Here is a 19,717-nt window from a genome sequence, read left to right on the forward strand (position 1 = left end):
CCTTGTTATTTGATTTATGAACAGGCAAAGGGCTTAAGCCCCTTGTTGATGAGGAGATAAGATCTTCGATTGATTTAGGATCGCTATATGCATTTTGAAGTTTTGATTGAAGATCAATCAGGAAAAACGGCCCTAGAGATTCTCATTCCGAAAATTATCGATTGTGATCAACATACTTTTACCGTTCACGCCTATAAAGGAACTGGGCGTATTCCGCCAAACCTGAACCCTAATCTAGATCCTAAAAAACGAGTGTTGCTCGATCAACTGCCTCGACTGATTCAGGGCTATGGTCAAACATTTGCCAAGTATCCTACGAGCTATCCTGCCGTATTGATGATTATTTGTGATTTGGATGATCGCTGTTTACATCGGTTTCGCCAAGAGTTAATCGCCTGCTTAGAGCGTTCAATACCTCAGCCAGAAACGTATTTTTGCCTTGCGATTGAGGAGGGTGAGGCATGGTATTTAGGGGATTTCAATGCGATTAAATCCGCATATCCACAGGCGAAAGAGTCTGTTTTGAATTCCTATGAAAATGATGCGATTTGTGGCACTTGGGAAGTGTTAGCGGATGCGATCGCATCTGGTGGGTCAAAATGGTTGACGCGCCAAGGTGGGGGACGAGTCGGCCAAGAAAAAATGGTGTGGGCCGAGACGATTCCCCAATATATGGATATTGATCAAAATCGATCGCCTAGTTTTTGTTATTTTCGGGACAAGCTGCGCCGGGCGATCGCATCTCGTTAGAACAGCGATCGCATCCCATGACCGTCTGAATCATCCCATCAAAAGCGGCGGAAGAAGGTGAAGAGGTTGCGCAGAAAAGTTTGTAAGCCGGTTTGTTGGGCGTAGCGTTGTTTTTGGTGGAGGAGGGCGGTTTTGCTGCTGACTTCGGCGAGGGTGGGGTAGATGTGGATGCCGGTGAGTTTGGAGACGGGGAGTTTGTTGGCCATGGCGAGGACGATTTCATGGATCAGTTCGCCGGCCATGGGGCCGACCATGTGAGCGCCGAGGATTTCACCGTTTTTGCGAGTGATGATTTTACAAAATCCGTCGGTGGCTCCTTCGGCTTGGGCGCGGTCAACGCCGGAAAAGGGTTGTTTGAGGATCGTGATGTCGTCGCCGTAGCGATCGCGGGCCTGGGGTTCGCTCAGGCCGACTCGTGCCAGTTCGGGGTCGGTGAAGGTGGCCCAGGGGATGACGCGATAGTTGACTTTGCTGGGGAAGAAGCGTTTGAGGGGCGAAAATAGGGCATTGGTGAGGACGTAAACGGCTTCGTAGCCCGCAACGTGGGTGAATTGATAGCCGCCGATCACGTCGCCGCAGGCGTAGATGCGGGGGTTGCTGGTGCGCAGGGCGGCATCGACGTTAACGCCGGTTTTGTCGTAGGTGACTCCGGCGGCGGTGAGGTTGAGGCTGTCCACGTTGGGGAGGCGACCAGCGGAGACGAGGATTTCATCGACGCTGATTTCTTCCCCGGCAGCCCAGATGTGTTTTTTGCCGTCGATGATGCGGACTTTTTCGGCGCGGGTGTTGTTGAGAATGCGGATGCCTTCGGATGCGAGTTGTTTTTCAATGACGATCGCAGCGTCGGGGTCTTCTTTGGGGAGGATGCGATCGCGACTGGACAGAATCGTCACTTTCGCCCCCAAACGATGGAGGGCTTGGCCCAGTTCACAACCAATCGGCCCCGCACCGATTAACGCGAGGGTTTTGGGGCATTCGGTGAGGGTGAAGACTTGCTCGTTGGTGATGAATCCGGCCTCGGTGAGGCCATCAACGGGGGGAATGGCAGGGCGCGATCCGGTGGAGATCACGAAGGCGCGGGCGGTGAGGCGGCGGCCGTTGACCTCGAAGCTGGTGCGATCGCAAAATTGCCCAGAGCCAAAAATCACCTCCACCCCCAGGCTGCGAAACCGTTCCGGGGAATCGTGGGGTTCAATGGTTTGGATCACGTTATGGACATGGCCCATGGCTTCGCGGAAGTTAATCCGGGGCGGGTCAGCATAGACCCCAAACCGGGAACCGTGGCGGGTGTCGTAGGCAACGCGGGCCGCATGGATCAGGGATTTACTTGGGACACAGCCATGCCAAAGGCAATCGCCGCCGAGCTTGTCTTTTTCCACCAGAGCCACTTTCGCGTTTAATTGGGCGGCAGCACTGGCCACCACCAACCCACCGGAACCGCCCCCAATAATCACCAAATCGTAATCCACTGCCATGCTATTCTCCTCCCAACGCTCAGATCTGTAAGCTCGTTTTGATCGTCAGTGTAGTCAGGAATTCCGGCAGAAGCACTGAAAAGATACTGAATCTTTGCTGAGAGGGGGTTTTAATGGTGGCGATGGAGGAAGGTTTGGACATCGTTGGCGGTGGGGAGGGCAGCGATCGCGCCTAATTTTTGGGTCGTCAACGCTCCGACGGCGGCGGCATAGGTGACGATCGCTTTTGCTTTGTCCGGATCGCCTAAACTGGTCACCCCTTGGGCACAGAGTTGATGGACGAAGCCCGCCACGAACCCATCCCCCGCGCCCGTGGTATCCACGACGGGCACAGTAAACGGATCAACCTGGCCGACATTTTCCGAAAGACAATAGGCGATCGCGCCTTCGCCCCCCTGGGTGACCATGACCCCTTCCACACTGTCTAAATATTCCGCGATCGCCGCCGGATGGGTGGTGTTGAAAAAGAGGTGCGCCTCTTCCTGGGCGAGTTTGACAAAATCCACCCGTGGCCAGAGTTCAGCGATTAACTCCGGGGCAGCGGTGGGATCGGGCCAAAACATCGGTCGCCAATTCACATCCAGCACAATCCGGAGATGATACTGATCTGCCAAGTCCAACGCCCGCCACAGGGCCGCCCGACTGGTGGGATAGGCGAGGGCGATCGTCCCCAACACCAAAACATCAGCGGCTTGGAACAGCGCGAGGGGAAACTGATCCCCGTCTAATTGGGCATCGGCAAAATCGGCGGGATTGCGATCGCCAAACCCGGCAAAGGTGCGATCGCCCGTCTCCGTGCGCGTCACGTACACCTCACGAGTGGGAGCCGTGGGGTGAGACTGCATCCCCGCCATCTCAAACCCTGCCGCCCGATAGCGATGCAGTAACTCCTGACCCGCCGCATCCGTGCCAACACACCCCAGGAGCGCCGCCGAGGTTCCCAAGCGATTCAAACCCCACACCACATTTGCCGGGGCCCCACCCACCTGTTTTGTCCAGTGCGTCACCGCCTCAGGTGCGATTCCCGCCTCCACGGCCAGGGCATCCCACAGTAATTCGCCAATCCCGATCACACGCACCATACTTTTACTCGGCAAAGTATAAAAAACTACAACATTCTGAACCCAGACTACGATTCAGAAGGTAAACATTCTCTAGAATAGGGTAAGTAAAAATCACTATTTAGGCTTGTTTTCATGACTGAATCTCATCCTTCAAACTCCATAACACTATCTGAGCGAGAAGTGCAAATCATTGAACTGGTCGCCAATGGGCTGACCAATCAAGATATTGCCGAAAAACTCGCCATCAGTAAGCGAACAGTAGACAACCATATCAGTAATATTCTGACCAAAACAGCCATGGGCAATCGTGTCGCCCTCGTCCGTTGGGCGCTGCAATGGGGCAAGGTCTGTTTAGATGAGGTGAATTGTTGTGTTTTGCCCACATCGCAGCCGGTGAATGGTCAAGCTTAACGGGGGTTTTCGCGTGGGTTTGCTAGGGATACTGTGGATCAGTGGTTGTCGCGCTCGCACTGCGATCGCACCGCCGCCCGTCCCCTTTGGAGCCACCCTCAACAGTCGCGCCGCCGATCAACAGCCCCGCCTCTCCTACAGTGGTCAATACCTCGTCTTCACCTCAGACCGGCGCGGCCAACAGCGCGTCTTCCTCTACGATCTCCAGCGTCGCCAACTGATCCCCCTCCCCGGCCTGAATCAACAGGGCATCTTCACCGATCAACCCGACATCAGCGCCGATGGTCGTTATCTTGTCTATGTGTCGGAACAATACGGCAAACCCGATGTATTTCTCTACGATCGCCAAAGTCTCCGCGCCGAACCCCTCACCCGCGATCTCCCCGGCGAAGCCCGTCACCCCACGATCAGCGGCAATGGTCGTTTCGTCGCCTACAGCACCAACCGCACCGGCCAATGGGATATCGAAGTGTTCGATCGCGGCGTTGAAGCCCCCACCTCCCTCCCACCCCAAACGCCGGCTCCTTGATCCTCATGAGGAAATTAATCCCGTGGAAAAATCGCCTCATACAAATCCGCTAACGCAATCTCCACATTGAGCGATCGCAGGGTCAGCGTTGCGTCTGTGCCCTGGTGGTCAATGTATAACCATTCCTTTGCCGTTTGTTTCACATATTGTTCAACCTGGGGTTGATCTTGGGCGATGAGGAGATAGTCCTGGATGCTGGGAATGGTGCGATAGGCCGCGAATTTTTCGGCGCGATCGTACTGTTGCGTAGAGGGTGACAACACTTCCGCCACCACAATCGGATTCATCACCGTATCCGTGCGACCCGGTTTCAACTCCACCGGGCGCGGGGTCACCATGGTGTCGGGATAGGTGTAGATATTTTTGTCTGGAATCCACAACCGCTGATCCGTGATGAAAATGCAATAGGGTTGACCTTTAAGCGCAACGCGCAGCAGGGCGTTAAAGATACTGTTCAATTCGTTGTGAGTAGGGGTTCCACCTGTCATGGGAATAATGTCTCCATCGCGATATTCATTACGGTGTTCGGATGCTACTTCTAAGGCGAGATAGGCTTCGGCGGTGTAGGTTTTGGGTTCAGACGCAGCGATCGCCATGGTGCTAGACCTCCGGGATATGTTGATGGTCAAGGGTTACGCTCTTACCTTGGCATATTTAGCAATGGGTTCACAGGATCAGGACTTACGCAAATTTCTGGCCAATCTCTCAGTTTTTCGTTGAGGCAAGGGGCTTAAGCCCCTTGTTTGTGTGTGTCCCTGCGTAAATCCTGAGGATATGAGGGGAAAAGTTGAGTTAGAGCAGTTCGCGCCGTCCTTCTAAGGCTCGCGCTAGGGTCACTTCGTCGGCATATTCCAGGTCGCCCCCCATGGGCAACCCAAAGGCGATTTGGGTGACTTTGACGAAGGGTTTCACCAGTTGACTGATGTAGAGAGTGGTGGTTTCGCCTTCGACGCTGGGGCTAATGGCGAGGATGATTTCGGTGATGTCGGCTTTGCTGGCGCGGCGGATCAGGGGTTGGATGCTGAGTTGATCGGGGCCGATGCCGTCCATGGGGGAAATGACCCCGCCGAGGACATGGTAGCGGCCCCGATATTCGCGGGTTTTTTCCAGGGCAATCACATCGCGGGAATCGGCGACGACGCAGAGGGTATGGGGGTCACGGGTGCGATCGCTACAAATCGAACAGACCGGCTCCGCCGAGAGATGAAAACAGGTTTGGCACAGGCCCACCTGATGGCGGGCATTGACGATCGCCGCCGCCAATTCGTCCGCCTCTGCCGCTGGCCGTTTGAGAATATGCAGGGCGAGACGTTGGGCCGTCTTCGGGCCAACGCTGGGCAGTTTTTGTAACTGTTCAATTAACCGGGCAAGGGGCGGCGTATAAATGGTTCAACTCCTTTCGGTTGGGGATACGTCCGTTCAAAAACGGCCAAGCCTCCGGATCGGGCCAGGCTCAAGGGGATTTCCATCTTACGGGAATTTGGGTCGCAGCGGTGAGGGTTTGGGCGAGGGTGGTGAGGGTCTCGGAGTCCACACAATGGAACTGCTGGGCGGGAGTGCGATCGCCCCCCTCATTGCCTCGCCCGGCGAGCGATCGCTCGCGGGGTTTCGGCCGAGATGGCGTATTCAAATAGACCACGGTGGGCTGTAAGTGCTGAAGTTTAGCGATGTAATCGGCCCGTTCCTGCTCCGACCAGGGCCGAAGCACCATCGTTTGTAGCTCAAACTGCCCTGGGTAAGCCTGGCGAAACCGACAAATTCCCGCCCACAGTGCCGCCGCCGTTAACCCCGCCACCGGTCGATTAATCCGACGCAGGGCCGCATCCGTCCAAGCATCCAATTTCACCGCCACCCGATCCGCCGCCGCCAACCCTTGAATCACCGCCGCATCACCCAACAGCGTCCCATTCGTCAGCACCAAACTCGGTCGCCGGATCTCGTCGCGCACCGCCTGTAAAATTTCACCCACATTCAGCGCCAACGTCGGTTCACCGCTGCCGCTGAGGGTGACAATATCCACCCCCTCGCGATCCACAGCGCGGAGATCATCGACAATCCGAGCCGTGGGCACATAGACCGAGCGAGTGGGGGTGAGGTGTTCAATACAGCCCAACTGGCAATAGACACAATTAAACGAACAGGTGGACACTGTCCCAATGGGATCGATCCCGAGCGATCGCCCGTAGCGCCACGATCGCACCGGCCCGTACACAGTCGAAAACGCTTGTGTGGTCATCCTGTCCTTCTCCTGCCTGCATCATCTCCCATCATGGCAGCCCCGTCGGGCATTTGTCTGCCTTCGTAGACTAAGCGCGATGCCCAGAATTCCCCCGCTGGTTATCCCGTCCCGATTCACTCCCTCAAAAAAAATCACATTGAGGTCAACAATTCGTTAACCTCATGTGATTTACTGATGCTGTAACGTGTTAAGCGACTTAACACGTTACGGATTCAGAAGCAGTATTGATTCTGGAATATATGGATGATGATGGCAGACTGCTAGAGGAGCTTATTCTTCTTCATCAAAAGCGCCACCGTTGACTTGCTTGAGATGAATATGTTTTCGACCGAGGGTGATTTCAAACTCATCACCGGGTTCAAGCCCCATTTTTTTGGTGTAGGCCGAACCAATTAACAGATTGCCATTGGACTGAACGGTAATTCGGTAACTTGCAGACCGTCCACCACGACCGTTACCATTACCAGCACCATCTAACACAATTCCCTCAGCCGTAATTAAGGCCTTGAGGAATTTCATCATGTTGACACGCTCAACCCCGTTTTTGGTGAGCGTATAGTAACCGCAGGCTTTCGCCTTTTCATCTTTACTAGAGTTTCCAAGTTCCTTGACTTTTTTGACAAGCTCTTCGCCCGTCAGGGGGGTGGGAATAGTCTTTTTGCTCATTAATGTCTCGTGATAATTCGACGACAACCTTTAGGTATCGTCACTGAGGCTGGCTCCATCAGTGAATCATACCCAATAAGGACAATGGTGTTATTTGAGAATTTAGTTTTAATAAACCCATCAAACTACAATCTATCATAGTTAGTCAATCAAGTTTCCACTAATTTAAGCGGAGTTGTCGGCTTAGATCTCTATTCTTTCTTGATTGGCTCAACAACGATCCTCGTAAGCATAGTTAATTTAGTAACAATGAAACTGACAACTCGTGCTCATTACAGCGTTAAAGCATTGCTTGATCTAAGCTTACAGCCGACCCATAAACCCGCTTCGGTTAATGCGATCGCCCAACGCCAAGCGATCCCCGCTCCCTATTTAGAGAAACTGTTGATCGAACTGCGCCGAGCGGGATTAGTCTATTCCGTGCGAGGGGCCCATGGGGGCTATTGCCTCGCCCACAAACCCACTCAAATTTCATTGGGACAAATCTTAGCCGCCGTCGGAGAGACGATCAATCCCCTGCCGCACCATCAACCGGATCAAGATCAAGCAGAAGATTGGGTAACGTATAGTCTGTGGCAACGTCTCCATGAGAAACTAAAAGCCGTGCTCTACGAGATTACCTTGGCAGATCTATATTACGATGCTCGCAGCCAACAAACCATTCAACGTAACGACCATAATTTTGTGGTTTGATCGAGGTCGCACAACAATGAAGGGGGATTCACTCCGGTGATTCTTGCGCATCCTTTACGTTGAAGATGGGGCGGCACTTAATTCGATGACGTTGCCGTCGGGGTCGCGGACAAAGAGTGCAGCTCGCCCGGATGCGCTGACTTGGAAGGAATAATGCTGGGCGGTGAGGGTGGTTTTGAGGGCAGTAATATCGTCAACCGCAAAGGCGATGTGGGGATTGCGTCCCCATTTTTCGGCATTGACTAGGGCAGATTGGGGGGCAGATGTGGCCATGAGATGCAGTTGGCTGTTGCCAATTTGATACCAGATGCCGGGGAATTTTAGCGATCGCTCCACGGGAATTAACCCTAAAATTCCCTCATAAAACTGCCGTGCTGCGGCCAAATCTCGAACAACAATCGCCGTATGCAAATACCCTCGAATCATGATCGCCTCCTCATTCCACAGTTGACGATTCTACCGCAGTCAACGATACGAGGAACGATAGCGGTTGGATTGTGTTGGGTGGGTCGCGTCGGGGTTGGCACGGATGATGATCCGGGTTGCAAGGCCGATCGCGATCGTCAACGCCGGGATTTATAGCAATAGTCGAAGAGATTAGGACAAGGGTATGTCTCGGAGGTATGTCTCGGAGGTATGTCTCGGAGGTATGTCTCGGAACAAGGGGCTTAAGCCCCTTGCCCGTCCTAACGATCTCGACCACTGCTATCGTGTGTTGTCCGCAGCCCTTGGGCGTTAGCTGCCGCGATAGGTGCTGTAGGCCCAGGGGGAAACAAGGAGCGGCACATGGTAATGGCTCGTCGGGTCGGCAATGCTAAAGGCGATGGGCACGCGGTCTAAAAAGGGGGGATCAGTTTGGGGGGTGGCGCGATCGCGAAAATAATCCGCCACCGCAAAGATCAACTCATATTGTCCGAGTTTGAATTGTTCGGGCGGGAGGACGGGGGTATCGGTACGCCCGTCGAGGTTGGTGGTGAAGGTGGCGTGGTGGTGTCGGGTACGATCGGGTGCGATCGCCCATAATTCGATCACCATCCCCGCCGCCGGACAACCATTCGCTGTATCTAACACATGGGTGGTAAGAAAACCGGCCATAGATTGAAGTCAGGGATTGAAATAACGTGCCAGCGTAGTCTAGCGACCTCATTTTAGCGGCAGAATCCCCCCGCTCAAGCACAACAAAATGTAACACTTTGGGCCGTCCCCTTGAAGTTATGCAACGTTTCGTAAGACTTCCGGGATTTCCTCCTAAGGGTGGAGGTGCGGTTTCCCATCGATTGCTATGATTAAAGAAGAGTTAAATCATTCCACGCCATTTATTAACCCCATTCCATCGAAGCGTTCCGTAAACGGCGATTTTTCAATGATCATCCCATTGAACTGAACTTTGAAAATTGGTATTGCTGCCAGGCGGAATCTGATGATTGGGCTGCATAAAAATTCCTATGGTGTTGAGGATTAGAGATTATTTTGGAGGATTATTATGGGTCGCCTATATACAGCATCGCTACTCACCATCGCTACCGTTTTTGGGCTTGCCGGCCTGGGTCACGCGGAAAACCCCGCCGATGTGCAGAAACTTCTAGAGACCAGGGCCTGCGAGGCCTGTGACCTGTCTAACGCCGATCTTTCGGAACTGCATTTGATTGGTGCAGACTTACGCAGTGCCAATCTGCAAGGGGCAAATTTAACCGCCACTAACCTCGAAGGGGCTGACTTAACCGGGGCTGACTTGAGTGGGGCTGATTTAACCCTGACCACGTTGATTAATGCAGAGCTTGTTAATACCGATCTTTCTGATGCAACGCTGTTTGCGACGAATCTCAACAGTGCAATTCTCAATGGGGTAAACTTCACAGCGGCAACTCTCAATGATGTGCAATTAGCCGGGGCTGCGATCACTGATTTAGTGATTACCGATGCAACCATTGAAAATACTCCGATTGGGATCGGCGGGGAAGATGGCGAAATTAATCCGGATCTCTTACCCGAGATGGCAGACTAACGAGTGATCATCTGCATCGTTTGAATTATCAGTATTCGTTCTGAACCCTGATCCATTCTGTGGATCACAGAGAACTACAGATTTGGGATGGATAGATTGGCAGTGGTAGCATCTTCGGATGTGTGCCACTGTTTTTCCTATGGAGCGGGAGGGGGGCGGGAACTGTCGGGAGTGGGAAGGGAGTCGATACAATACCAACAGGGTGTATCTCAGTGATGCAATCTCTCACCCAACCCTCTCCCGAAGGAGAGGGCTTTTGGCTCCTTTCTCCTGCGGGAGAAGGGCTGGGGATGAGGGGGGTCTCTGGTGAGCCATGGGAATCTGCAAAAGTGAGATGCACCCTACCAACATCCCGATCCGGTTGGGATTGAATGATCTGTTTGAGTTGAGATTGCTATGATTAAGCCGTTGTTTTTGTTGATCCCTGCATTGTTAACGGGTGGGGCGATGCCTGCGATCGCTGTCACGGAAATTGATGTGGGGGTGGTGCAGCGGTTTGGTGATGAGCAGGGCGATCGCCTCACCCTCAGTAGCGGCGACAATCGACCCCTCACCCTCTCCTTCCCAAGTCCCAACGGCGATCGCCAAACCTTAACCACCGCCAGCCTCACCCTGGAGGTGCGCCCCCAACCCCAAGGTTCCCCCGTCGTCCAAGAATGGATCGTCCTCAGCGATCATGCCACCTTTGAAACCGCCGAAGATGCCTCAAAACAGTGGGCGGCGCGGGGCATTGCCGTCGAAGTGACCCAGCCGGGACGCTGGCAAGTGTGGGCGAAGCGGGATGTGTACTCTACGCCATTGCTGCGGCGTAAACTCCTTGAAAGTCTGCGGGAGGGGGGAGAAACTGACCCCTATCTGCAAAGTGAAGTTTTAGAGGCGGTTCCGATTGTGTCGTTCCAAGTGGGCAATTTTCGCTACAACCGTCAGGAAATCGACATCACCACGCCCAGCGATCGCATCCGCGTCCAAACCGAAGACGGCACAACCCTCTACGGCGGCACGATGCGCATCCAACCCAACGCCTACGGAAATTTTACCCTCGTCAATACTGTCGATATTGAAACCTATCTGCGGGGCGTGGTTCCCCATGAAATTGGCCCCCAGGCTCCCTACACGGCGGTACAGGCCCAAACCGTGATCGCCCGCACCTATGCCCTCCGAAATACGCGCCGCTTCCAGGCGGACGATTATGAACTCTGCGCAACGGTGCATTGTCAGGTTTATAAAGGGCTGACGGGGACGGTGGCGCGGGCGGATCAGGCGATTCAGTCCACGGCGGGCCAGGTGTTGACCTATGAAGATGAATTGGTAGACGCGCTTTATTCGGCCCATACCGGGGGGGTGACGGCGCAGTTTGAGGATATTTGGGATGGGCAAATGCGGGAGTATTTACGGGCGCGGGTGGATGCGATCGCGCCCACCTGGAACCTCGCCCAAGCCCCCCTCGACAATGAAACCGCCATTCGCCAGTTTCTCAACCAACGCCAAGGCTTCAACGGTGCAGATAGTCCCGTGTTTCGCTGGGATCGCAGCAGCACCTTACCGGAACTCACCGCCGATCTGAATAAATACCTCACCGTCACCAAACACCCCCTCGGCCCCGTGCAGCAGATTATCCGCATGGCGGTGACGGAGCGATCGCCCTCCGGCCGGATTCGCACCCTCGCGATCACCACCAATCGCGGCGTGATCGAACTCCACAAAACCGAAGCCCGCAGCGCCCTCGGCCCGCCCCGCAGCACCCTGTTCTACATTGACCCGATCCTCAATGCCCAAGGCGAACTGAGCGGCTACCGTTTCGTGGGGGGCGGCTTTGGCCATGGCGTTGGCCTCAATCAATACGGCTCCTACACCCTCTCAAACCAGGGCTGGGACTATCGGCGCATCCTCCAGTTCTACTATCCCGGCACAACCCTGCAACCCTTCAGCCCCAACATCATCCGCTATCAACCCGATTAAGCTCCTGGGCTGCTCGGCTGATCCAAGGCCAAGGGGCTGAAGCCCCTTGCTCCCCCAACCAAGATCGCAACATCAAACAACATTACAGCAGCGTTTCAATCCGTTCGCGGGCGAGGAGACGAAGGAGGTTACGGCTGAGGAGAAAAAACCAAAAGAGCGATATGCAAAATAATGCGATCGCCCAATTTCCATAGCCCCCCAACAATAACCCCGTCCCCGCCACCAGGGTCGAACCACTGATGCAGGCATAGATTAAACATTTCAAGGCGAGATTAATCCGGCGCAGAAGGCGATCGCCCACATCGGAGCGAATCCGAAACTCCAGTTCTCCCTGTTGGATGCGTTTTTCTAAGAGTGCGATCGCTTCTTCGGCTGCACTGGGTCGCGTCAATTGATACTGCACAAACGCCGCCGCCTGTTTCGCCGTCTTGCGCAGTAAATTCCCCTTATTCACCGATTGGGTTAACTCTTTAATAAACGGTTTACTCGCCGCGATTAAATTGTATTGGGGGTTCAAACTGCGGGCAATCCCGTCTAGGGTTGAAATCGATTTCACAATAAACATCATCTGCGCCGGTAAACGGAACGGCTGCTGTTCAAACAGCACATACACCTCATCACTCATCTCCTGAAACGCCCGCAAATCCACCGGCTTTTCCCGGAACCGATCCAACACAAACCCCACCACCCGCTTCACCGGAGCCATATCCCCCACCGGCTCAATCAACCCCATATACAGCAGGCTATCCACCACCGCATCCGTATCCTTTCTGAGCACCCCAAAAAAAGTATTAATCATCTGATCCTTCGCCAGAGATTTCACCTCCGCCATCGTGCCAAAATCATAGAAAATCAAGCGGCCATCCCGCTGCACCGCCATATTTCCCGGATGGGGATCGGACTGAAAAAAGCCATCTTCCAGCAATTGTTTTAAATAACAGGAAACCCCAGCTTGGATTACTTGATCCGGGTCAATGTTGCAATCTTCTAAGGTGCGGCGATCGTCAATTTTAATCCCTGGTAAATATTCAAGGGTGAGCACCTTTTTTGAGGTATATCGCCAATATACTTTCGGCACTAAGATATGGGAATAGCCTTTGAAATTGAGTTGAAACCGTTCCGCATTATGGCCTTCGTGGAGATAGTCAATTTCTTGATAGAGCAGCCCAAAAAATTCATGATACAGCGCTTCTAAATTGTATTTACGAATATTGGGAAAATATTGATTCAGTAACCGTACCACCCGATGCAACACTTCAATATCTAAGTTAAACAAAGCCTCAAGTCCCGGTCGTTGCACCTTGACCACCACGTCTTCGCCGCTGTGGAGTTTGGCGCGATGCACTTGCCCCAAGCTCGCCGCCGCCAGGGGAAAATGATCGAAATCTTCAAACAGAGTCTGCACCGGTTTGCCCAGTTCTGCTTCAATGACAGCGATCGCTTCCTCCGACCCAAAGGGCGGCACGCGATCTTGGAGTTCACTCAACGCCTCGGTATATTCCACGGGGATTAAATCCGCCCGCGTCGAAAGGGCTTGACCGAGTTTAATGAACGTGGGGCCCAGTTCGAGGAGTTGACGGGTGAGCCATTGTGCTCGCTTGCGAGTGGTTTGGATCGAGCGATTTCCCAGTAGGCGATCGCGCCCCAACATCAGCAAAAACTGCGCCATAAACACAAAAATATCAAGCTGACGAGACCAGGGCGAATAGGTTTTGCGTTGCCAACGGGGGGCTTTCATACGAAATCAGCGAAAGATGCAGAGCAAAAACACGGGGAAAATCCCAGCAATACGCCCTGAATTATCCCACACTCCGCCAAGGGTGGCACGCAGACCAGCCCCGCACCCATCGGATCAGCAACGTTCCCATCACCTTACCCGCAACCCTGATCAGCGCCGCATCCTTCGCCCCGTACCCTGCAAACCGCTTAACGTTTCTGACTCACCAACGTAATACTCCGGAACAATAACGGCAGGCTCGCCACTTTACGCTTCAGGGCAAACGGCAGCAAATCCGTGACCGATTCCAACAGACTAATAATCGGCAACGTCACCCCATTAAGCGGGATTTTAATATTCTGTGTTTTGCGACTTTTATACAGCCAAACGCGCTGAAAACCCGCATCCCGCAGCACATGATACAACTCAGTGGTCGTATATTCTTTCAAATGAAAACAGGTCGCCACTTCATCAAAATATTGGGAAATATCATGGGGGCCCGATAACCGATTCGGGGTAATGCAAATAAAGTAACCGCCGGGAGCCACTTTTTGATAAATACTTTTAATTTGATCGGCGGCATCATCGGGGTGTAAATGCTCAATCACTTGGTTACTATAGGCCACATCTAAACTGTTATCCGGTAAGGGGATATTGCAGCCATCAAATAACACCAGTTCAAAATTTTCAGGAAAGGTAACGGACTTAGAAATTTCCGCCGAAACATCAATGGCATACACTTTTTTCACCAACGGCTGCACGGCGAGAGCGACGCAACAGTCCCCCGGGCCCACTTCACCATAGGTTTTTTCGGGGCTGAGAAACGGACGCAGCAGATCCATCCGATAGTTCGCCACCCAGGCTTGGGCCTCTGCGTTTTTGCTGCGTTCAACGAGAGGCTCAAAGGTGATGGTGCGATACAGTTCATCGTAGACCTCACTATAGAGATGTTGGCGCTCTGTCTTCGTGGACTGCCGCAAACGTTGAGCAAGGCGCTTTTCGGTTTCGTAATGAAGACGGATCTGTTCTGGAGTGCGATTGTACTTATCCTGAAGGGTCGTCATATCATTTCTGGGTGTGGCGAATTTGATGCAGATACTGTATAGCTTAAACATCATAACGATGTTTTTAGGGGATGAAATCAATTTTAATAATTGGTAATGATTTCTCGAACCGTCTTCCTGGATAGATGGGATGGCCTGGCAACGTTGCGATCGCACCTCTGCATTCAACTCAATTCAAACACGATCGTGATCACCTCACATTCTGGATGAGTTCTCTCACGATTTCCCTGACTCGATCGAGCCGTTCTAAATCACACGAAGACAGACAAAATCCTAACGTGACTTGTATCTCTAAGCCCCTGGGTTGAGATGACGCGGAAATCCTATTTGTGAACGGAAGGAGAAGCAACGCATCTCCTTCGTCTCGTTTGAGATGGGAGCAATTTGACGCTGAGGGATGAGGACAAGACTGGGTGGGAGGGCTGGCCTAGAGATTAAGGGGATGGGTTAAGATTTGCCAAGGTTGATCCATGAAGAGGCGTGTTTTGATGAAACCCTTGAAAATTCTCATCTCTGCCTATGCCTGTCGCCCACATATGGGGTCTGAACCGGGAGTGGGTTGGAATATTATGCGGGAAGTGGCGCAGTATCATCAGGTGTGGTTGCTGACTCGTCAGGATAATGTGGCGCTGATTCGGGAAGAGTTGGCGCAGAATCCGATTCCCAATGTGCAGGTGATTGATTGTCCGGTGTGGGGGGAGGGGGTGTGGAAGCGATCGCTCTTCGGGGTACATATTCATTATTATCTCTGGCAGATTCGCGCCTATTTTGTTGCCAAACAGAGCCATCAAGAGGTCATGTTTGATGCGATCCATCACGTCACCTATGTGCGCTATTCCACGCCGAGCTTTTTATCGTTGTTGCCGATTCCGATGCTCTGGGGGCCGGTGGGGGGTGGCGAAATGGCTCCGGCGGCGTTTTGGCAAGATTTCAGCCTGCGGGCCAAGGTGTACGAATGGGTGCGGGTCTTGGCCCATCGCCTTGGTGAGCTTGACCCCTTTACGGGGATGACGGCGCGGCGGTGTCAGCGGGTACAGGCCACCACCACCGACACCGCCGATCGCCTCAAAAAACTGGGCTGTCCGGCGGTGGAGCTTGCGCCGGAATCGGGGATGGCGGCGGCGGAAATTGAACGCTTGGCGGCCTGTGAATGGCCCGCGCCGGAGCCGTTGCGGGTGATTACGATGGCGCGGTTGTTGCATTGGAAGGGGATTCATTTGGGGATTCGCGCCTTTGCGGCGGCTCAGGTGCCGACGGCGGAATATTGGATTGTGGGGGATGGGCCGGAGCGATCGCACCTCGCCCAACTGGCCCAAGACTTGGGCGTTGGTTCCCAGGTGAAATTCACCGGCCGCGTGCCTCGGGATCAAGCGATCGCCTATCTCAGCCAATCCCACGCCCTCATCCATCCCAGCCTCCACGATTCCGGCGGCTGGGTTTGTTTAGAAGCCATGGCCGCCGGTCGTCCGGTGATCTGCCTCGCCCTGGGGGGCCCCGATCGCCAAGTTGTCCCAGAAACCGGGTTTAAGATTCCAGCCCTGAATCCTGAACAAGCCGTACAAGCCATGGCCGCAGCCCTACAGCAGCTAGCCACCCATCCCGAATTGGGGCAGCAAATGGGGAAAGCGGGTCAAGAGCGGGTCAAAACCCTCTACAGTTGGAGCCAACGGGGCCAAACCCTGGCCGCCACCTATAATCAATTGCAAAAAGTCCCGTGAGACAAGGCAGCGTTAGCCCCTGGAGGCTCAACGTTGCGAGGGTTTGAGCGATGGCGGCGGCGAGACTGGGGCCAAGGTGCGATCGCGCCCTGTCTTGCGCTTCCGTCAGCAGATCTGATTACAATAATGGCTGATCTATACTCACTTACCCCAAACCCACCATCGATACAATCTACGGCAGCACCCAAGGGCTAAAATCCAGCCACATCAAACAATTGCGGCGACTCTATCAACAGCGGCTTCCCCAAGACTGCCTCACCACCGCCGACTTTGCCCAGCGCCTCGCCGCCATCAGCACCGAAATTCGCCAACCCCTCTGCGCCTACGTGAATCGGCGCGGCCAGGTGATCCGGGTTGGGATCGGCTCCCCTCGCCAAACCCAGATCCCGCCGTCGGAATTGCCCCGCTACGGTGCAGAGCGGCTCTGTGGGATTCGCTGCGTCGCCACCAGCTTGAAAGACACGCCCCCCAGTGAAGAACACCTAACGGCGATGGTGGTGCAGCGATTGGATGCCTTGGTGGAATTGACCCTGACGGGGGATGGGTTCGAGCGGCGCGGCGGGGGGGTGACGGGCTATGTTGAGGCGGCGTATTTGGCGCATCTGTTGCCGCAACCCGATGGCGACCCTTGGGCCGTGTCTGCCGCGACCCGACTTGAAGACCTCGCCGAGCAGGACTTTTTAGACCTGGTGGAGGGGTTAGAGGCGGAGTTTGAGCGGGAGTTTACCGCCCAGCAGGTGGACAGCGATCACGATCGCGTCGTGCTGATTGGTTTGGATACCGGGGACGGTGGGCAAACGGTGGAGGATCGCCTGGCCGAATTGGGGCGGTTGATTGATACCGCAGGGGGGGATGTGTTGGAAACCATCATCCAGAAACGGGCGCGACCCCATCCCCAAACTGTGGTCGGGGCGGGGAAGGTGCAGGAAATTGCGATCGCCACCCAAACCCTCGGCGCAAATTTAATCGTCTTTGACCGGGATCTGTCCCCCGCCCAAGGTCGCAACCTCGAAAAACAAATCGGCGTGCGCATCGTCGATCGCACCGAAGTGATCCTCGATATCTTCGCCCAGCGGGCCCAATCCCAAGCCGGGAAACTACAAGTGGAACTCGCCCAACTGGAATATCAACTACCCCGCCTCACCGGGCGCGGTCAAGCCATGTCCCGCTTAGGGGGTGGAATCGGGACACGGGGGCCTGGGGAAACCAAACTCGAAACCGAACGCCGCACAATCCAACGCCGCCTCACCCGCCTCCAAAAAGAAGTGACCCAACTCCAAGCCCACCGCTCCCGGATGCGTCACCAACGGCAACAGCGAGAAATCGCCACCGTTGCGATCGTCGGCTACACCAACGCCGGTAAATCCACCCTGATCAACACCCTCACCAACGCCGAAGTCTATACCGCTGATCAACTCTTCGCCACCCTCGACCCCACCACCCGCCGCCTCATCCTCGAAGACCCCGACAGCCACCACATCCAAACCATCCTCCTCACCGACACCGTGGGTTTTATCCACGAACTGCCCCCGTCGTTGATTGATGCCTTTCGTGCCACCCTCGAAGAAGTTACCGAAGCCGATGTGCTGCTCCATGTGGTGGATCTGTCCCATCCGGCCTGGCAGAATCAGATCAACGCCGTGGAGGGGATTTTGGCGGAAATGGAAATCGTACCGGGGCCGAGTTTGATTGCCTTTAACAAGCTCGATCAGGTGGGGAGTGATACCCTTGAAACGGCCCAAACCCTCTATCCTGACGCGGTGTATATTGCCGCCCGCGATCGCATCGGCCTCACCACCCTCCGCCAACGCCTGGGGGAACTCGTCGCCCAAGTGTAGCGGGGGCAAGATGGGAGCGGATCGGGTGTGATATCGTCGATGTGGCCAGGGCCATGCACCCCCATGCCTCAGATTCACCCGTGACTGTCACAATGTTTGAAAATCGCTCCTCTCTCAATTGGGTTCGCTATCAATTAGGACTTCGTCGCGCCCACACTGAAACCTCCGCCGCCGAACGGGCTGCCCTGGTGGAACTGGCCACCCAAAAAACCTGTTTAGCCGAAATTGGGGTGCATGAAGGGGTGACGGCGCGAGACTTAACCCAGGTGATGAGTCCGGCGGGGGTGTATTACGCCATTGACCCCTATTTTCCCGGCAAGTTGGGGATTAATTTTCACCAGTGGATCGCCCGGCGGGAAGTGAGCCAAAGTGCCGCCGGTCGCGTTATTTGGGTGCAGAAAACCGGGGTGGAAGCGGCCCAGGATCTCCCGCCTGTGGATTTTCTGTTTATCGATGGGGATCATTCCTACGAGGGTTTAAAAGGGGATTGGGAAGCGTGGCGATCGCACCTCAGCCCCGGCAGCATCGTCGCCCTCCACGACACCAGGGGCGGCCGCCACGCCTGCCAGCACTATATGGAAGCGGTGATCTGTCCTGATCCCGAATTTCGCCGTGTGCGCGAGGTGGAGAGTCTGACGGTGTTTGAGCGGATCGCCCCACCCTCACCCGCTTAAAACGGTTGCTGGCGCAATGGATACGGCTCCCCCTACCCATGACGATCGCAGCGGGCGCGGTTAAGATGAACGTTATCAAAAAAATGGGTTTAAAACCTCGTCTTTTTAAGACGGCTTTGGATTAATTTTGCGTTGGGTAGGCTGGCACGATGAAGCGCGTTTTAGGGTTTTTTTGTCTGGTGGTGCTGACGGTGGGGATTGTGATGGCTCTGCCCTCTGGTCATGCGCAGGAATTGTCCGAGGCGGCGCAGGCGGAGATTACCACGGCGGTTTATCTCAATCAGCAGGCCTACGATCAATACCGCAATGGGGATGGGGACGGGGCGATCGCCACCTATCGCGATGCGATCGCCCTCTTTCGCGCCCATGATGCCTATGGGGGGATGGGGAATAGTTTTAATGGCATTGGTGAAGTGCATCTGGCCCGCCGCGAACCGAAGCAAGCCCTGGAGCAGTTCAAAACGGCGTTGGAACTGTTTGAACGCGATCAAAATGTTCTGTATCAAGGCTATACCCACCAATATTTAGGCGAAGCCTATGGTGATTTGCGAGAGCGCGATCACGCCCTGCAAGCCTATCAAACCGCCCTCGATCGGTTTCAACAATTACAATCCGAACCGGGCCAGGATGTCAGCGCCTTACAGACCAGCGAGATCTTGACCCGGACGGCGATCGCGGCCCTGCACTTTCAAGCCGGACAATATCCCCCCGCCCTCCAGGACTATCAAACCGTTCTCGCCCTCCAAATCGCCAAAACCGACAAAATCGGCTCCGCCTATCTTAAATGCAAAAAGAGGACTCCCGCTACACCGTTAGGTTAGCGGTGAGATGAATTTTTGCCAACAAATAAACCGACCAACGGGAGACGACTGAATTCAGTCTTGTGTTAAAATTGAGAAGCCAACGCACCCAAGT

General features: G+C 54.4%; 20 protein-coding genes. 10 read left to right on the forward strand and 10 right to left on the reverse strand.

Annotated elements, in window-relative coordinates; all coding sequences use genetic code 11:
• Positions 1–87: 87 nt before the first annotated feature.
• The gene (locus PN477_RS20240) at positions 88–750 is read left to right on the forward strand and encodes a DUF4276 family protein (RefSeq protein ID WP_272117018.1); all 663 of its coding nucleotides are present in this window, start codon (positions 88–90) and stop codon (positions 748–750) included.
• A gap of 38 nt (positions 751–788) precedes the next feature.
• Here the strand turns inward: PN477_RS20240 and PN477_RS20245 are convergent, their stop codons facing one another.
• Together PN477_RS20245 and PN477_RS20250 are read right to left on the reverse strand one after the other, a co-directional pair.
• Positions 789–2,225, reverse strand: coding sequence for a dihydrolipoyl dehydrogenase family protein (locus PN477_RS20245; RefSeq protein ID WP_272117020.1), 1,437 nt, complete (start codon positions 2,223–2,225; stop codon positions 789–791).
• 110 nt (positions 2,226–2,335) lie between these two features.
• Complete coding sequence (locus PN477_RS20250) at positions 2,336–3,307, reverse strand: carbohydrate kinase family protein (RefSeq protein WP_272117022.1); 972 nt, start codon at positions 3,305–3,307, stop codon at positions 2,336–2,338.
• Positions 3,308–3,421: 114 nt separating this feature from the next.
• Here PN477_RS20250 and pedR point away from each other — a divergent pair, with 114 nt between their 5' ends.
• Both pedR and PN477_RS20260 read left to right on the forward strand, forming a co-directional pair.
• Positions 3,422–3,700, forward strand: a complete 279-nt coding sequence (pedR, locus tag PN477_RS20255; protein ID WP_272117024.1) for a photosynthetic electron transport-dependent transcriptional regulator PedR — start codon at positions 3,422–3,424, stop codon at positions 3,698–3,700.
• 13 nt (positions 3,701–3,713) lie between these two features.
• Complete coding sequence (locus PN477_RS20260) at positions 3,714–4,229, forward strand: TolB family protein (protein ID WP_334310563.1); 516 nt, start codon at positions 3,714–3,716, stop codon at positions 4,227–4,229.
• A gap of 14 nt (positions 4,230–4,243) precedes the next feature.
• On the opposite strand, the gene PN477_RS20265 is transcribed toward PN477_RS20260, so the two are convergent.
• The 4 genes from PN477_RS20265 to PN477_RS20280 all read right to left on the reverse strand — a co-directional run bounded on the left by PN477_RS20265 (position 4,244) and on the right by PN477_RS20280 (position 7,134).
• Positions 4,244–4,825, reverse strand: coding sequence for a Uma2 family endonuclease (locus tag PN477_RS20265; protein ID WP_272120401.1), 582 nt, complete (start codon positions 4,823–4,825; stop codon positions 4,244–4,246).
• Between the two features lie 196 nt (positions 4,826–5,021).
• A complete protein-coding gene (gene recR / locus PN477_RS20270; protein WP_272120405.1) occupies positions 5,022–5,615 on the reverse strand; it encodes a recombination mediator RecR in 594 nt (197 codons plus the stop codon).
• Between the two features lie 67 nt (positions 5,616–5,682).
• Complete coding sequence (locus PN477_RS20275) at positions 5,683–6,465, reverse strand: radical SAM protein (protein ID WP_272120399.1); 783 nt, start codon at positions 6,463–6,465, stop codon at positions 5,683–5,685.
• Between the two features lie 273 nt (positions 6,466–6,738).
• Positions 6,739–7,134 carry an AbrB family transcriptional regulator gene (locus PN477_RS20280; RefSeq protein ID WP_072622762.1) on the reverse strand — a complete coding sequence of 132 codons (396 nt, stop codon included), beginning with the start codon at positions 7,132–7,134 and terminating at the stop codon, positions 6,739–6,741.
• Positions 7,135–7,383: 249 nt separating this feature from the next.
• On the opposite strand from PN477_RS20280, the gene PN477_RS20285 reads away from it, so the two are divergent.
• Positions 7,384–7,827, forward strand: a complete 444-nt coding sequence (locus PN477_RS20285; protein ID WP_272120396.1) for an Rrf2 family transcriptional regulator — start codon at positions 7,384–7,386, stop codon at positions 7,825–7,827.
• Positions 7,828–7,881: 54 nt separating this feature from the next.
• Here PN477_RS20285 and PN477_RS20290 read toward each other — a convergent pair whose 3' ends face one another.
• Complete coding sequence (locus tag PN477_RS20290) at positions 7,882–8,253, reverse strand: VOC family protein (protein ID WP_272120394.1); 372 nt, start codon at positions 8,251–8,253, stop codon at positions 7,882–7,884.
• Positions 8,254–8,562: 309 nt separating this feature from the next.
• Positions 8,563–8,922 carry a hydroxyisourate hydrolase gene (uraH, locus tag PN477_RS20295; protein WP_272120392.1) on the reverse strand — a complete coding sequence of 120 codons (360 nt, stop codon included), beginning with the start codon at positions 8,920–8,922 and terminating at the stop codon, positions 8,563–8,565.
• Between the two features lie 388 nt (positions 8,923–9,310).
• Between uraH and PN477_RS20300 the strand changes: the two genes are divergently transcribed.
• A complete protein-coding gene (locus PN477_RS20300; protein WP_272120390.1) occupies positions 9,311–9,832 on the forward strand; it encodes a pentapeptide repeat-containing protein in 522 nt (173 codons plus the stop codon).
• A gap of 396 nt (positions 9,833–10,228) precedes the next feature.
• Positions 10,229–11,791, forward strand: coding sequence for a SpoIID/LytB domain-containing protein (locus PN477_RS20305; protein WP_272120388.1), 1,563 nt, complete (start codon positions 10,229–10,231; stop codon positions 11,789–11,791).
• A gap of 82 nt (positions 11,792–11,873) precedes the next feature.
• Here the strand turns inward: PN477_RS20305 and PN477_RS20310 are convergent, their stop codons facing one another.
• Positions 11,874–13,529 carry an ABC1 kinase family protein gene (locus tag PN477_RS20310; RefSeq protein WP_272120386.1) on the reverse strand — a complete coding sequence of 552 codons (1,656 nt, stop codon included), beginning with the start codon at positions 13,527–13,529 and terminating at the stop codon, positions 11,874–11,876.
• Positions 13,530–13,717: 188 nt separating this feature from the next.
• Positions 13,718–14,572, reverse strand: a complete 855-nt coding sequence (locus PN477_RS20315; RefSeq protein ID WP_272120382.1) for a class I SAM-dependent methyltransferase — start codon at positions 14,570–14,572, stop codon at positions 13,718–13,720.
• A 488-nt stretch (positions 14,573–15,060) separates the two neighbouring features.
• Here PN477_RS20315 and PN477_RS20320 point away from each other — a divergent pair, with 488 nt between their 5' ends.
• From PN477_RS20320 to PN477_RS20335, 4 genes are all read left to right on the forward strand, one after another.
• On the forward strand, positions 15,061–16,290 hold the full coding sequence (locus tag PN477_RS20320) for a glycosyltransferase (protein ID WP_272147588.1): 1,230 nt from the start codon (positions 15,061–15,063) through the stop codon (positions 16,288–16,290).
• A 161-nt stretch (positions 16,291–16,451) separates the two neighbouring features.
• On the forward strand, positions 16,452–18,128 hold the full coding sequence (gene hflX, locus PN477_RS20325; RefSeq protein WP_417158871.1) for a GTPase HflX: 1,677 nt from the start codon (positions 16,452–16,454) through the stop codon (positions 18,126–18,128).
• Positions 18,129–18,208: 80 nt separating this feature from the next.
• A complete protein-coding gene (locus PN477_RS20330) occupies positions 18,209–18,802 on the forward strand; it encodes a class I SAM-dependent methyltransferase (RefSeq protein WP_272120376.1) in 594 nt (197 codons plus the stop codon).
• Positions 18,803–18,951: 149 nt separating this feature from the next.
• Complete coding sequence (locus PN477_RS20335; RefSeq protein WP_272147590.1) at positions 18,952–19,623, forward strand: tetratricopeptide repeat protein; 672 nt, start codon at positions 18,952–18,954, stop codon at positions 19,621–19,623.
• Positions 19,624–19,717: the final 94 nt, after the last annotated feature.

The organism is Spirulina subsalsa CS-330 (assembly GCF_028330765.1).
Classification (GTDB): Bacteria; Cyanobacteriota; Cyanobacteriia; order Cyanobacteriales; family Spirulinaceae; genus Spirulina; species Spirulina subsalsa_A.